Genomic DNA, 13,540 nt, shown 5'->3' on the forward strand with positions numbered 1-13,540 from the left:
GAACGGACAGAATTGGCGCGGGATGGAGCAGCCCGGTAGCTCGTCAGGCTCATAACCTGAAGGTCGCAGGTTCAAATCCTGCTCCCGCAACCAAATCCAGCGAACACGCCGCCTCCGAATGGACCGCGGCGCTGTTGCGCATCTGTCCGGCAGAAAGAAAAATGAAAAGCCGAAGGCCAAGCCCGTACCGGAAGTGACGACAGGGCATTGATGGACGGAAAACATCAGGTGGAATCCGACGCCATGAACGGACACGCCTGAAAGGCCGCCCCCGCAATCGAGATCACGACGGCCAAGAAGCGGATCACGACCGCCTGGCTGAATAGACCCGCGTCACGCTTCGCCATCCCGCTCTCCGAAAGGCGGTGACGACGCCGAACGACGGATCACAAGCTGGTAGGGAAGGTGTTCCACACCGGCGCCGGCGCCGGGGCCGGACATGTCCTTCAGCAGCCGGTGCATCGCACGTTCGCCGATCTCGCCCGCGGGCTGGGCGATCGTCGTGAGTCCCGGATTGGAGACCGCGGCGTAGCGCGTATCGTCGAAACCGGTGACGCTGACATGGCCTGGCACCGAAAGCCCTGCATCGCGGATCTCCGCCATCGCAGCCAGCGCAATCTCGTCCGTGGCACAGACAATCGCTGTCGGCCGACGCTGCGCATTCAGAAGCGACCGAGCCGCCCGGCGAGACTCTTCCATGCTTTCCCCGCCATCCGAAAGCCATTCGGGGTCCGGATTGATCCCGCTTCGCGAAAGACCTTCGCGATAGCCGTGCTCCCTTTCCAGGAGCGGCACCGTGGAGCCGGCATTGCCGATGAAGCCGATCCGCTCGTGCCCGAGTCCGGCAAGATAGCACGTGATTTCGAGCGCGGCGGCATGGCCGTCGATCTGGAACCGCGGATAGCGCATCAGCTCGGGATCGGCAGTCTCGCCGCAGACCACGATGGCATGTTCGGCGCCATCCTGACCGGCTGCGCCCCGGCGGAATGGCCAGGGACTGCCAAGCACGACGATCCCGTCGGCCTGGCGCGAAGCGACGAAGGCGCCGAGATCGCTGGCGGAAAGGGGTTCGGCATCCAGCTCCTCGATCCGCACCGTGTAGCCCTTGGCGCGTGCCACCCGCACGATCCCGGCGATCACGTCGCCGTAGAACGGGTCGCTGATCCAGGTGGTCAGCACGAGCACGATGCCGGTATGGCCGACGCGGAAGCTGCGCGCCAGAAGGTTCGGCGCATAGCCCAGCTCCTCGATGGCGGCCCGGATCCGCTCGCGGGTGGCCGCGCTGACCACGTCAGGCGAATTGTTGTAGCGCGACACGGTCCCGTTCGACACGCCGGCGCGGCGCGCGACATCCGCGATGGTGACGGGTCTGGTCTGTTTTCCGGCCAATTCAGCTTCTCCCCGCTCGACCTCTGGCAGGACTATTGACAGATGGAGGATGAAATGCAAACGTTTTCATAACGAAGCCGCAAAGCTTCATTAAGAAACTTCAGGGAAACGGAAATAAATGCTATCTCCTGCGCCAGTTGTCCTTCCAAAGAATGAAAACGTTTTAAATAATCGTTGGCGGGCCTGAGCGGATGGACGGCAACCGCCTGATCGGCCGGGCCGGGCTCTGGGCCTTCACCGGGCTGGCTGCACTCTTCTTCCTGCTGCCGCTCTACGTAATGGTGGCGACCTCGCTGAAAACCATGCCCGAGGTCCGTGACAGCTCGATCTTTGCCCTGCCGCTGGCGCCGACTATCGGGCCTTGGGTCGAGGCCTGGAGCCATGCCTGCTCGGGACAGGTTTGCGAAGGTCTGAAGGCCGGCTTCTGGAACTCGGTCATCATCACGGTGCCGAGCGTGCTCCTCTCGGTGCTGATCGGCGCGGTGAACGGCTATGCGCTGGCGCTGTGGCGCGCGCGCTTCGCCGAGGCGATGTTCGCGATCATGCTGGTCGGCGCCTTCATTCCCTACCAACTCTTCATCTATCCGCTGGCGCTGAGCTTCTCGGCGGTGGGGCTGAACAGCTCGCTTCCCGGCGTGATCCTGGTCCATGTCATCTTCGGCATGCCGGTCACGACGTTGATCTTCCGCAACTTCTATTCCGGCATTCCTGTGGACCTGATGAATGCCGCCCGCGTCGACGGGGCAGGCTTCTGGCGCATCTTCGGCGAGGTCATCCTGCCGATGTCGACGCCGATCATCGTGGTCGCGGTGATCCTGCAGGCGACCGGCATCTGGAACGACTACCTCTTCGGGCTGATCTTCGCGGGCCGCGAGCACCAGCCGATGACGGTGCAGCTGATGGGCCTGGTCAACACCCGCATGGGCGAGCGTCCCTACAATGTCCACATGGCCGCCACCCTGCTGACCGGGATCGTTCCGCTGGCCATCTACCTTCTCTCCGGCCGCTGGTTCGTCCGCGGCATCGCGGCTGGCGCCGTGAAAGGCTGACTTCCATGAAAGACTTCCCCCACGCATCCGAGGGCGCGGCCATCGGGATCGACGGCCTCGGCATCCGCTTCGGCCATCATGACGTGATTTCGGACCTGTCGCTCGACATTTTGCCTGGCGAATTCCTGGTGCTGCTCGGGCCCTCGGGCTGCGGCAAGTCCACGCTTCTCAACGCTGTGGCGGGACTGATCGATGTCCATGCCGGGACGATCTCCATCTCCGGGCGCGACGTCACCCGGGCGGAGCCGAAGGACCGCGGCATCGGCATGGTCTTCCAGTCCTATGCGCTCTACCCGCGCATGAGCGTGGCGCAGAACATGGGTTTTGGCCTTCGGGTCGGCGGCATGGCCAAGGCCGAGATTGCCGAACGCGTGCAGCGCACCGCGAAGTTCCTGCAGCTGGAGTCGCTTCTGGGCCGCCGCCCCGCCGACCTGTCGGGCGGCCAGCGCCAGCGCGTGGCCATCGGCCGGGCACTGGTTCGCGACGCCGAGGTTTTCCTGTTCGACGAACCGCTGTCGAATCTCGACGCGCAGCTCCGTGCGGACCTGAGGGTGGAGATCAAGCGGCTGCACCAGTCTCTGGGCTCGACCATGCTCTATGTCACCCATGACCAGGTCGAGGCGATGACGCTCGCCGACCGGATCGTCGTGATGAAGGGCGGCGAGATCCAGCAGATCGGCGCGCCTGCGGAAATCTACGGGCGCCCGGCGAACCTCTTCGTTGCAGGCTTCCTCGGCACGCCGAAAATGAACTTCCTCGAAGGCGACGTGGCTGCCGAAAGCGGCCGCAGGATGTTCCGCGCGGAGGGCCTCCGGCTGGACGTCACCGGCATGCTGCTCGACAACCCGGATTTCGCAGGGCCCGCCACGCTCGGCCTGCGTCCGGAAGACCTCTCCCCGGCCGGACCGGGGGAGGAAGCGCCGCTGGCGGGCGAGGTCACGCTGACCGAGCCCCTGGGTCCCGAGACCATCGTCTGGGCTGCCCTCGGCGCGGGCCAGGTGTCGCTGCGCATGGGGGCGGAGAATTTCCCTGCCCCCGGCGACAGGCTCCATATCCGCCCGGATCTCGCCCGGGCCTCGCTCTTCGACCGGGCAACCGGCCGCCGCCTCTGACCATTTTCCGACTGTAGCAGGTACCTCCATGTCCCTCGACCACACGCTTTCCTTCCAGCTCTACACCTCGCGAGAGGGCGGCCCGATCGCCGCGCAGCTGGCGAAGCTCGCCGCGCTTGGCGTCACCAATGTCGAACCCTATGGCGAACTCTATGCCGATCCGGCGGGGCTGCGTGCCGCGATGGATGCGGCCGGGGTCACTGCGCTGTCCGGCCATTTCGACTTGGAGATGCTGGAAGCCGATTCCGGGCGCGCCATCGCCATCGCGCGCGAACTCGGCATGGAGATCATCATCGCCCCCTGGCTCGAGCCTGAGGACCGGCCGGTCGATCTGGCGGGCTGGAAGTCGCTCGGCGCGCGTCTTGCCGCGGTCGGCGCGGAGCTCGCAGCTGCGGGACTGGCCTTCGGCTGGCACAACCATGATTTCGAGTTCGTGGCGCTGCCCGACGGCTCCTTCCCGATCGAGCACCTGATGGATGCGGGGGACATCCGGCTGGAACTGGACGTCGCATGGGTCCGCCGCGCGGGACAGGACCCGCTGGCCTGGATCGAGCGCTATGCCGACCGGATCATCGCCTTCCATGTCAAGGACGTGGCACCCGAGGGCGAGAAGGCAGACGAAGATGGCTGGGCCTATGTCGGGCAGGGCATCGTCGATTGGCCGGCCGCCTGGGCGCGGCTGGCGGCAACCGGCGCGCGGGTGGCGATGCTGGAGCATGACGAGCCGAAGGACTGGCTCGACTTCGCCACGCAGAGCAGCGAAGCCGTCAAGCGGCTCGCCGCAGCCTGAGGAGCGGAGGCATGGCACTCAGGATCGGCGTGATCGGCTGCGGCAACATTTCGGACACCTATCTGCGCAATGGGCCGCTGCTGCGCGACATCGACTACGTGGCCTGCGCCGACCTGCGCCCCGAGGCTGCCGCGGCGAAGGCGGCGGAATTCGGGCTGGAGGCGCTGGACATCCCGGCACTGCTGGCGCGCGAGGACATCGACGCCGTGCTTAACCTCACCATCCCGGCGGCGCATGCGGCGGTGTCGCTGCAGGCGCTGGAGGCGGGCAAGCATGTCTGGTCCGAGAAGCCGCTGGCGCTGAGCCTTGCCGACGCGCAGGCGGTTCTTGATCTGGCCGAAGCCAAGGGGCTGCGCGTCGGTGCGGCGCCCGACACCTTTCTCGGCCCGGCGCTGCAGGAGGCCCGTGCGCAGATCGATGCGGGTGCGATCGGCGAGGTCGTCACCGGGCTGGCCACGGTGCTGTCGCTCGGCATGGAGGACTGGCATCCCAATCCGGGCTTCTTCTATCTGGAGGGCGGCGGGCCGGTGCTGGACATGGGCCCGTATTACATCGCCGCGCTGGTGAACCTGCTGGGTCCCGTGGCCTCCGTCCAGGCCTCCGGGCGGATCGGGCGGCGCGCGCGGCTGGTCACGGCAGAGGGCCCGATGCAGGGGCAGACCATCCCGGTCGAGACCTTCACCACGCTGAACGCGCTTCTCAGCTTTGCCTCCGGCGCCGAGATCACGCTCCTGGCAAGCTGGGACGTGCCCCATGCGGACCTGCGCCCGATCGAGCTGCACGGCACCGGCGGGACCCTGCGGATTTCGGACCCGAACGATTTCGGCGGCGTCATCGCCCGTGCCGCGCCCGGCGGCGAATTCGCGGAAACCGATACCGGAAGCCGCCCCTTCGGCTCCAACAACCGGCTCTGGCTCGGGGAATACCCGTTCTCCTGCTATCGCAGCCTCGGCCTGGCCGAGATGGCGCGCAGCATCGGGGCGGGTGTCCCGCACCGCTGCTCCGGCGAGTTCGCCCGGCATGTGCTGGAGGTGATGCTCGCCATCGAGACTGCGGCCGCGGAGCGCCGCGCCATCGACATTGCCAGCCGTCCCGAACGGCCCGCGCCCTTCTCTCCGGCCGAGGCGGCGAGCCTGCTTGCCGAACGGCTGCCGGAAGACGCCTGACCGGGGCGGGGCGCGCCCCCGGCCCGGATGACTGCCAGACCGCCGCAAGGGCGGCATAACCGACAGGGAAAAGATTGATGACGTACCGAGTGAAACGACTCCTTTCCGGAACCACCCTGGCGCTGGCCGCCGCGACTGCGGCCCAGGCGCAAGAGGCCGAGGTGATGCATTGGTGGACCAGCGGCTCGGAAGCTGCGGCGCTGCAGGTGTTCATCGGCGCCTACGAGGCAGCCGGCGGCACTTGGACCGACAATGCCGTGCCGGATTTCGAAAGCGCCATCGCCGCGGCGACCTCGGCAATCATCGGAGGCAACCCGCCCGACGCGCTGCAGTTCAACGCCGGCACGCAGTTTGCCGATCTCGCGCAGCTGGGCTACCTCACGGACCTGTCGCCGCTGGCCGAGGCAGGCGGCTGGAAGGCCGCGCTGCCGGCCGCGCTCTACGGCGCGGTCAGCTATGGCGGCAAGGTCTATGCCATGCCGGTCGACAACCACGGCGAAAACTGGCTGTGGCTGAACCGCAGCGTGATGGAGAAGGCCGGGGCCGAGCTGCCCGACAGCTGGGACGGCTTTTTCCCGATGCTCGACAAGATCAAGGCGGCGGGCTTCATCCCGGTGGCCCATGGCGGCGAAGGCTGGCAGGAGCTGGAGCTGTTCTACCAGATCATGATGTTCCGCGGCGATGACGCGCTCTACAAGGGCATCGTGCTCGACGGCGACACCTCGGTGCTCGACACGCCCGAATTCACCGCCTTCGCCGAAGATTTCCGCAAGCTGAACGACTATGTCGATCCGGGCGCGCCGGGCCGGAAGTGGAACGACGCCACCCAGATGGTGATCTCGGGCCAGGCAGCGATGCAGTTCATGGGCGACTGGGCCAAGGGCGAATTCACCGCGGCCGGGATGGAGCCGGGCAAGGATTTCGATTGCGTGCTGGGTCTCGGCGGACAGGATCGCTTCGTGATCAGCGCCGACGTCTTCGTGCTGCCTTCGGGCGGCGACAATGCTCCGGCGCAGGAGCTGCTGGCCGCCACGATGATGGACCCGGCGGTGCAGGCGGATTTCAATGCGGTCAAGGGCGGGCTGCCTGCCCGCCTGGATGCCGATGTGTCCGGGCTCGATGCCTGCGCGCAGAAGGGATATGCCGCGATGCAGACGCCGGAATTCCAGGTGGCGGGCCCCGAGATCAGCGCCTCGGCCGACCGCGTGGGGGCCATCCAGGACGCCGTGACCCAGTACTGGAACACGCCCTCCGAGACGCCGGATGACTTCGCCGCTGCTCTGCGCGATGCCATCGCGATGACCGCGGAATGAGGGCCGGCGCCATGGCCACGCTTGCGGGCAAGCTCCCTTTCCGTCCCGGCGGCGCGGCCGTGGCGCTCTGGCCGGCCTGGATCATCGTGCTCTGCGCCTATCTGGGCACGATGGTCTGGACCGTCGCGGTGTCGCTGACGCCCTCGAAGCTGGTGCCGGTGATGCAGTTCGCCGGCACGCATCAATACGAGCGGCTGTTCAAGACCGCGCGCTGGATGACCTCGGTGGAGAACATGCTGGTCTTCGGCGCGCTCTTCATTGCCGCAAGCATGGTGCTTGGCACGCTGATGGCGATCGCCCTCGACCGGAAGATCGCGGCCGAGGGTGTGGTCCGGACGATCTGGCTCTACCCTTATTCGCTGTCTTTCATCGTCACTGGCGTGGTTTGGCAGTGGATGATGAATCCGTCGCTCGGCATCCAGAAGAGCGTCAACGCGATGGGCTGGGAGAACTTCCGCTTCGACTGGGTCACCGATCCCGACCGGGCGCTCTATGCGGTCGTGCTGGCCGCGGTCTGGCAGTCCGCCGGGCTGGTCATGGCACTGATGCTGGCGGGGCTGCGCGGCATCGACGAGGATTTGTGGAAGGCGATCCGGGTGGACGGCATCCCGGTCTGGCGCGGCTATGTCTCGATCATCCTGCCGGTGCTGCGCCCGGTCATGGTGACCGCCGTCGTCCTTCTGGGCATCGCCGTGGTGAAATCCTACGACCTGGTCGTGGCGATGACCAATGGCGGCCCCGGCATGGCCACGGACGTCCCGGCGAAGTTCATCATGGATTTCCTCTTCGTGCGCGCCAATGTCGGCTTCGCCTCCGGCGCGGCCACGGTGATGCTGGTGGCCGTCGCCGCCGCAATCGCGCCCTGGATCTACGCGGTCTATCTCCGCAAGCGCTAGCCTGCGCGGCCCGGGCCGGATCCCGGGCCGCCAAGTCTCCGGGCGAACGGGACGCTGGCCGTTCCGGGCCCGCATGCATGTGAACGAAAGGACAGACATGCCGACGACGATCAAGGGACCCGCCATCTTCCTCGCCCAGTTCGCGGGTGACGCGGCGCCCTTCGACACCCTGCCGGGCATTGCCGGATGGGCGGCAGGGCTCGGCTACAAGGGCGTGCAGATCCCCGCGAATGACGCGCGGCTCTTCGACCTGGACCGCGCGGCGGAAAGCCAGGACTATTGCGACGAGGTGAAGGGCCAATGTGCCGAGGCGGGCGTCGAGATTACCGAGCTCTCCACCCATATCCAGGGCCAGCTCGTGGCCGTCCATCCCGCCTATGACGCCCTCTTCGACGGCTTCGCGCCGGAAGCGCTCCGCGGCAACCCGAAGGCCCGGACGGACTGGGCGGCGGAGCAGGTGAAGAAGGCCGCCACCGCCTCGCGCAGGCTGGGGCTGAAGACCGCCGTGACCTTTTCGGGCAGCCTCGCGTTCCCCTATCTCTACCCGTGGCCGCAGCGTCCGCCGGGACTGATCGAGGAGGCCTTCGCCGAATTGGGGCGCCGCTGGATGCCGATCCTCGACCATTGCGCGGAAGAAGGCGTCGATCTCGCCTACGAGATCCATCCTGGCGAGGACGTCTTCGACGGCGCAACCTGGGAGATGTTCCTTGACGCGGTCGGCGGGCACAGCCGCGCCAAGATCCTCTACGATCCGTCGCATTACGTGCTGCAATGCCTCGACTATCTCGCCTTCATCGACCGCTATCACGACCGGATCGCCGCCTTCCACGTCAAGGATGCAGAGTTCAATCCGGACGGGCGGCAGGGCGTCTATTCCGGCTACCAGCCCTGGATCGACCGCGCGGGGCGGTTCCGCAGCCTCGGCGACGGCCAGGTCGATTTCGCCGCGATCTTCTCGAAGCTCTCGGCCTACGGCTATGACAGCTGGGCGGTGATGGAATGGGAATGCTGCCTGAAATCGCCCGAGCAGGGCGCCCGCGAAGGCGCGCCCTTCATCGCCTCGAAGATCATCGAGGTGACCGGCAAGGCCTTCGACGATTTCGCAGGCTCCGGCGTTGACCGGGCGGCCATCCGCAAGATGCTGGGGGTCGCGTGATGCAGAAGCTGAAGCTCGGCATGGTCGGCGGCGGGCAGGGCGCCTTCATCGGGGCCGTCCACCGCATCGCCGCGCGGATCGACGGGCAGTGGGATCTGGTCGCGGGCGCGCTCAGCTCGGATCCCGCGCGCGCCATGGCCTCGGCGGCGGAGCTGGGGCTCGACCCGGCGCGCAGCTATGGCAGTTTCACCGAGATGGCGGTGGCCGAGGCGGCGCATCCCGACGGGATCGACGCGGTCGCCATCGTCACGCCGAACCACATGCATGCGCCCGCAGCCATCGCCTTTCTCGAGGCCGGCATCCACGTGATCTGCGACAAGCCCCTGGCCGCGACGATGGAGCAGGCCGAGGCGATCGCCGCGGCGGCGGCCGCGTCGGGCAGGGAGTTCATCCTGACCCATAACTACTCGGCCTATCCGCTGATCCGGCAGGCGCGCGAGATGGTGGCGGCGGGCGAGCTGGGCGAGATCCGGCTCGTGCATGTCGAATATGTGCAGGACTGGCTGGTCGAGGACACGGGCGGCAAGCAGGCCGAGTGGCGGACCGATCCCGCCCGCTCGGGGGCGGGCGGCTGCATCGGCGATATCGGCACCCATGCGCACAATCTGGCCGGCTTCGTCAGCGGGCTGGAGGTGGCCGAGCTTTCCGCCGATCTCCATGCTTTCGTGCCCGGCCGCCAGGTGGACGACAATGTCCATGTCATGCTGCGCTACAAGGGCGGAGCGAAGGGCATGCTCTGGGCCAGCCAGGTCGCGGTCGGCAACGGCAATGCGCTGCGGCTGCGTGTCCACGGAACGAAGGCCGGGCTCTCCTGGGCGCAGGAGGAGCCAGAGAAAATGACCTTCACCCGCTTCGGCGGGCCCGCGCAGATCCTCACCCGCGGCGGACCGGGCGCGACGCCTGCCGGGCTTGCGCATCTGCGGACGCCGGGGGGGCATCCGGAAGGCTATCTGGAGGCTTTCGCCACGCTCTATGCCGAAGCGGCCACACTCATCCGCGGCGGCACGGCAGAGGCGCTGCCCGGGATCGGCGAGGGCCTGGAGGGCATGCGCTTCATCGCCGCCTGCCTGCGCTCCTCGGCGGAGAATGCCGCCTGGGTCGCACCCTGAGCGGAGGGCTGCCGCGGACGGAATCCAGCCCGGCCGCGTCCAGCTCCGATGCCGGCTCGGCCGTGCGCGCAGGGGGCAAACGGAACCCGGACGGGCTCCGGCCGCAGGAGCCTGCGGAAGGGCGCCGTGACAGGCATTTGCCTTCGCGGCAGGCCATTGCGCCGGACCGGCAGCTGCGCCCGGGGTGCTCCGGCGTGCGGTGCGGCGACGCCGTAGACAGCCGCTGTTCCGCGGGCTAGATCTCAATGTGCACGGCCCTCCCAGCAGAAGAAAACAAACCGGGGATCGGGGCCGCGAAGGGAGGAGAACTGATGTGCCATGTCTTCGCCGGACAGGATCCGGAGCGGTATGCCTGCCGCACCAGGCGGCTGCGCCTGAATGGCCAGAGCACCAGCATCCGGCTGGAAAACTCGTTCTGGGCCATCCTTGACGAGCTCGCGGCCAGCGAGGGAATGTCGACGCCCTGCTTCATCTCGAAGCTGCATGCCGAGGTGCTGGAACTTCGCGGCGAGCCATCGAATTTCACCTCGCTCCTGCGCTGTGCCTGCCTGAAGTTCCTGGAGCTCGGCGCGCCGCAGCGCCCGGCTGCGGTGGCCGCGGAATAGGAGATCTGAAGGGGCAGGATTATCGCTCCGGTAGTATGTTGTTACTACCCGCTGGCCGCGTGCCCCCCGCTACGCTTGCTGCATTGGCAGAGACCGCAGCAGGAGAGCAACGTGGCCAAGCAGATCCATTCCATGATCCGCGTCCTTGACGAGGCGCGCTCGGTCGCCTTCTACCGGGCGGCTTTCGGGCTGGACATCGCCGACCGGCTGGATTTTCCGGATTTCACGCTGGTCTACATGTCGAACCCGGAGACGGAATTCGAGCTGGAACTGACCGTCAACAAGGGCCGGACAGAGCCCTATGACCTCGGCGACGGCTACGGCCACCTCGCCGTGAGCGTGGCCGATCTCGACGCTGAGCATGCCCGGTTCGAAGCCGAGGGCCTGGCCCCGCGCAAGCTGGTCGAATTCGCCCCGGCGGGAACCAAGGTGGCGCGCTTTTTCTTCGTCGCGGATCCGGACGGCTACCAGATCGAGGTGTTGGAGCGCGGCGGGCGGTTCAAGTGATGATGCAAAAGGGAGGAGACATCATGGAGACAAGGGAGAGCCTGCGGGGCCTGACCCGGCGGCAGCTGCTGTCGCGGGCGACCGTCGCCGGGGCGGGGTTCGTGCTGGGGACGGGATTCCTCGCGGCGAAGGATGCGGCCTGGGCGACCGAACTGTCGTCGCTGAAGCCCGGCACCTTCGCGACGCTGGTGCAGATGGCGCGGGACATCTACCCGCATGACAGGATCGGCGACGAATTCTACGTGATTGCGGTCAAGGGCTACGACACGCCCGAGGCGGCACCGGGGATCGAGGCGGGGATCGCGGCGCTCGACGCGGCCGCGCAGGGCGCGGGCCATGCCAGCTATGTCGGTGCCGGCTGGGAGCGCGACCGGGTGGACCTCTTGCGCGCGATGGAGGACAGCGCGTTCTTCCAGCAGATCCGCGGGGGGCTGGTGACCGGGCTCTACAACCAGAAAGCCGTCTGGCCGGTCTTCGGCTACGAGGGCGAGAGCTACTCGAAGGGCGGCTATATCGACCGCGGCTTCGACGACATCAGCTGGCTGTGAGCCGGAAAGGGAGGAACGGATCATGGCAGCACCTTTCGACAGGACCGACGATAGCGTGGTCGTCGTCATCGGCACCGGCGCGGGCGGCGGCGTGCTTGCGGGCGAGCTGGCGCAGAAGGGCATCAGCGTCGTGGCGCTGGAGGCGGGCGGGCGCTACCTGCCCGAGGACTACATCAATGACGAGTGGGACAGCTTCGGCCAGCTCGCCTGGACCGATCCGCGCACGACCAGCGGCGACTGGCGCGTGGCCAAGGACTTCTCCGGGCTGCCCGCCTGGATCGTGAAGGCGGTCGGCGGCACCTCGATCCACTGGGCGGGGGCGAGCCTGCGCTTCCAGGAGCACGAGTGGAAGGCCAGGACGACTTATGGCGAGGTGCAGGGCGCGAACCTGCTCGACTGGCCGATCGACGCCGCCGAGATGGCCCCCTGGTACGACCTCGCCGAGAAGAAGCTGGGCGTGACCCGCACCAACGATCTGCCGGGCCTGCCGGGAAACAACAATTTCAAGGTCTTCGAGGCCGGGGCGCGGGCCCTCGGCTACACGGAGGTCAATACCGGGCACATGGCGATCAATTCGGTCGAGAACGACGACCGCATGGCCTGCCAGCAGACCGGCTTCTGCTTCCAGGGCTGCAAATGGGGAGCCAAGTGGTCGGCCGCCTATACCGACATCCCGCGCGGCGAGGCGACCGGAAATCTGGAGGTCCGGCCGAATTCCCATGTTGCGCGGATCCTGCATGACGACGCGGGCAAGGTCACCGGGGTCGAGTATTTCGATGCCGATGGCGATCTGCAGATGCAGAAGGCCCGGATCGTCTGCGTTGCGGGGAATTCCTTCGAGACGCCGCGGCTGCTGCTGAATTCAGCTTCCGCGATGTTCCCCGACGGCCTCGCGAATTCCTCCGGGCAGGTCGGACGCAACTACATGCGGCACACCACCGGCTCGGTCTACGCAACCTTCGAGAAGCCGGTCCGGATGTGGCGCGGCACCACGATGGCGGGGATCATCCAGGACGAGGCGCGCCATGATCCGTCGCGCGGATTCGTCGGCGGCTACGAGATGGAGACGCTGGCTCTGGGCATTCCCTTCATGGCGGCCTTCCTCGATCCGGGGGGCTGGGGCCGCGAATTCACCACGGCGCTCGACAGCTACGAGAACATGGCCGGACTCTGGATCGTCGGCGAGGACATGCCGCAGGAGACCAACCGGGTAACGCTGAACCATGACGTCAAGGATGCCTACGGCCTGCCGGTGGCGAACGTGAATTTCGACAACCACCCGAATGACAACGCCATGCGCGACCATGCCTATGGCCAGGCGGTGAAGATGTACGAGGCGGTGGGCGCGACGCGGACCCTTCCGACCCCGCCCTATCCCTCGACCCACAATCTCGGCACCAGCCGGATGTCCGAGCGGGCGCGCGACGGTGTCGTGAACCGCTGGGGCCAGACCCACGACATCGCCAACCTCTTCGTGTCGGACGGCTCGCAGTTCACGACCGGAGCGTCGGAGAACCCGACCCTTACGATCGTGTCGCTGGCGATCCGCCAGGCCGACTACATCGCGCGCGAGATGTCGTCCGGCACGCTCTAGCCGGGTCCCGGAAGGAGGCAGGCGGCACACCGCCTCCGCTTGCCTGGAAGGCCCTGGGTCATCTAGCTCGGGGTCTTTTTCCACATTTGGTGTCTTCTTCATTTTTCTGTACATATTTTGTGTTTGTTCTGATCTTTCCGTTGGGTCGCGGGATTTTTTTGGGGTTTTGTGCGAGAATCGAGTTGCGGGGGTCGGGGGGTTTCTCTAGAAGGCCCTTCACCGACGGGGCGGCGACGCACCGGGGCGCTTGAGGGTCTGCGGATGCAGTCCGGAGGGCGGACAGATCAGGAAGGTGTTGCGATCAGG

14 protein-coding genes and 1 tRNA gene are annotated in these 13,540 nt (G+C 67.0%); 13 read left to right on the plus strand and 2 right to left on the minus strand.

What is annotated here, in order from left to right; all coding sequences use genetic code 11:
* The first annotated feature begins 16 nt into the window (after positions 1 to 16).
* Positions 17 to 93, plus strand: a tRNA-Met gene (locus tag HCC78_RS29515).
* 131 nt (positions 94 to 224) lie between these two features.
* On the opposite strand, the gene HCC78_RS34545 is transcribed toward HCC78_RS29515, so the two are convergent.
* Both HCC78_RS34545 and HCC78_RS29520 read right to left on the minus strand, forming a co-directional pair.
* Complete coding sequence (locus HCC78_RS34545; protein ID WP_256368365.1) at positions 225 to 347, minus strand: hypothetical protein; 123 nt, start codon at positions 345 to 347, stop codon at positions 225 to 227.
* Positions 334 to 1,389, minus strand: a complete 1,056-nt coding sequence (locus HCC78_RS29520; protein WP_172332330.1) for a LacI family DNA-binding transcriptional regulator — start codon at positions 1,387 to 1,389, stop codon at positions 334 to 336. The genes HCC78_RS34545 and HCC78_RS29520 overlap by 14 nt, the downstream gene beginning before the upstream one ends.
* A gap of 191 nt (positions 1,390 to 1,580) precedes the next feature.
* On the opposite strand from HCC78_RS29520, the gene HCC78_RS29525 reads away from it, so the two are divergent.
* From HCC78_RS29525 to HCC78_RS29580, 12 genes are all read left to right on the plus strand, one after another.
* Entirely contained in the window at positions 1,581 to 2,438 is an 858-nt protein-coding gene (locus HCC78_RS29525) for a carbohydrate ABC transporter permease (RefSeq protein ID WP_172332331.1), read from the plus strand.
* 5 nt (positions 2,439 to 2,443) lie between these two features.
* Entirely contained in the window at positions 2,444 to 3,550 is a 1,107-nt protein-coding gene (locus HCC78_RS29530; RefSeq protein WP_172332332.1) for an ABC transporter ATP-binding protein, read from the plus strand.
* A 28-nt stretch (positions 3,551 to 3,578) separates the two neighbouring features.
* Complete coding sequence (locus tag HCC78_RS29535; protein ID WP_172332333.1) at positions 3,579 to 4,340, plus strand: sugar phosphate isomerase/epimerase; 762 nt, start codon at positions 3,579 to 3,581, stop codon at positions 4,338 to 4,340.
* Between the two features lie 11 nt (positions 4,341 to 4,351).
* Complete coding sequence (locus HCC78_RS29540; RefSeq protein ID WP_172332334.1) at positions 4,352 to 5,506, plus strand: Gfo/Idh/MocA family protein; 1,155 nt, start codon at positions 4,352 to 4,354, stop codon at positions 5,504 to 5,506.
* A gap of 89 nt (positions 5,507 to 5,595) precedes the next feature.
* Positions 5,596 to 6,819: an ABC transporter substrate-binding protein gene (locus HCC78_RS29545; RefSeq protein WP_216671378.1), complete on the plus strand. Its 1,224-nt coding sequence runs from the start codon at positions 5,596 to 5,598 to the stop codon at positions 6,817 to 6,819.
* Between the two features lie 11 nt (positions 6,820 to 6,830).
* Positions 6,831 to 7,715 (plus strand): carbohydrate ABC transporter permease, encoded by an 885-nt coding sequence (locus HCC78_RS29550; protein ID WP_172332336.1) that lies wholly within the window; start codon positions 6,831 to 6,833, stop codon positions 7,713 to 7,715.
* Between the two features lie 97 nt (positions 7,716 to 7,812).
* Positions 7,813 to 8,871 carry a sugar phosphate isomerase/epimerase gene (locus HCC78_RS29555; RefSeq protein ID WP_172332337.1) on the plus strand — a complete coding sequence of 353 codons (1,059 nt, stop codon included), beginning with the start codon at positions 7,813 to 7,815 and terminating at the stop codon, positions 8,869 to 8,871.
* Positions 8,871 to 9,980 (plus strand): Gfo/Idh/MocA family protein, encoded by a 1,110-nt coding sequence (locus tag HCC78_RS29560; protein WP_253949438.1) that lies wholly within the window; start codon positions 8,871 to 8,873, stop codon positions 9,978 to 9,980. The genes HCC78_RS29555 and HCC78_RS29560 overlap by 1 nt, the downstream gene beginning before the upstream one ends.
* A 311-nt stretch (positions 9,981 to 10,291) precedes the next feature.
* Positions 10,292 to 10,585, plus strand: a complete 294-nt coding sequence (locus HCC78_RS29565; RefSeq protein WP_172332338.1) for a ribbon-helix-helix domain-containing protein — start codon at positions 10,292 to 10,294, stop codon at positions 10,583 to 10,585.
* Positions 10,586 to 10,696: 111 nt separating this feature from the next.
* The gene (locus tag HCC78_RS29570) at positions 10,697 to 11,092 is read left to right on the plus strand and encodes a VOC family protein (RefSeq protein WP_172332339.1); all 396 of its coding nucleotides are present in this window, start codon (positions 10,697 to 10,699) and stop codon (positions 11,090 to 11,092) included.
* 23 nt (positions 11,093 to 11,115) lie between these two features.
* Positions 11,116 to 11,640 (plus strand): Twin-arginine translocation pathway signal, encoded by a 525-nt coding sequence (locus HCC78_RS29575; protein ID WP_172332340.1) that lies wholly within the window; start codon positions 11,116 to 11,118, stop codon positions 11,638 to 11,640.
* Positions 11,641 to 11,662: 22 nt separating this feature from the next.
* A complete protein-coding gene (locus HCC78_RS29580; RefSeq protein ID WP_172332341.1) occupies positions 11,663 to 13,234 on the plus strand; it encodes a GMC family oxidoreductase in 1,572 nt (523 codons plus the stop codon).
* Positions 13,235 to 13,540: the final 306 nt, after the last annotated feature.

The sequence above is a fragment of the Mangrovicoccus sp. HB161399 genome (genome assembly GCF_013184745.1).
In the GTDB taxonomy this organism is placed as follows: domain Bacteria; phylum Pseudomonadota; class Alphaproteobacteria; order Rhodobacterales; family Rhodobacteraceae; genus Mangrovicoccus.

Excerpts from the sequence above, each read along its gene's own strand:
- HCC78_RS34545 (WP_256368365.1), bottom strand. The coding sequence starts at position 347 with ATGGCGAAGCGTGACGCGGGTCTATTCAGCCAGGCGGTCGTGATCCGC.
- HCC78_RS29525 (WP_172332331.1), top strand. The coding sequence starts at position 1,581 with ATGGACGGCAACCGCCTGATCGGCCGGGCCGGGCTCTGGGCCTTCACC.
- HCC78_RS29530 (WP_172332332.1), top strand. The coding sequence starts at position 2,444 with ATGAAAGACTTCCCCCACGCATCCGAGGGCGCGGCCATCGGGATCGAC.
- HCC78_RS29535 (WP_172332333.1), top strand. The coding sequence starts at position 3,579 with ATGTCCCTCGACCACACGCTTTCCTTCCAGCTCTACACCTCGCGAGAG.
- HCC78_RS29540 (WP_172332334.1), top strand. The coding sequence starts at position 4,352 with ATGGCACTCAGGATCGGCGTGATCGGCTGCGGCAACATTTCGGACACC.
- HCC78_RS29550 (WP_172332336.1), top strand. The coding sequence starts at position 6,831 with ATGGCCACGCTTGCGGGCAAGCTCCCTTTCCGTCCCGGCGGCGCGGCC.
- HCC78_RS29555 (WP_172332337.1), top strand. The coding sequence starts at position 7,813 with ATGCCGACGACGATCAAGGGACCCGCCATCTTCCTCGCCCAGTTCGCG.
- HCC78_RS29560 (WP_253949438.1), top strand. The coding sequence starts at position 8,871 with ATGCAGAAGCTGAAGCTCGGCATGGTCGGCGGCGGGCAGGGCGCCTTC.
- HCC78_RS29565 (WP_172332338.1), top strand. The coding sequence starts at position 10,292 with ATGTGCCATGTCTTCGCCGGACAGGATCCGGAGCGGTATGCCTGCCGC.
- HCC78_RS29575 (WP_172332340.1), top strand. The coding sequence starts at position 11,116 with ATGGAGACAAGGGAGAGCCTGCGGGGCCTGACCCGGCGGCAGCTGCTG.
- HCC78_RS29580 (WP_172332341.1), top strand. The coding sequence starts at position 11,663 with ATGGCAGCACCTTTCGACAGGACCGACGATAGCGTGGTCGTCGTCATC.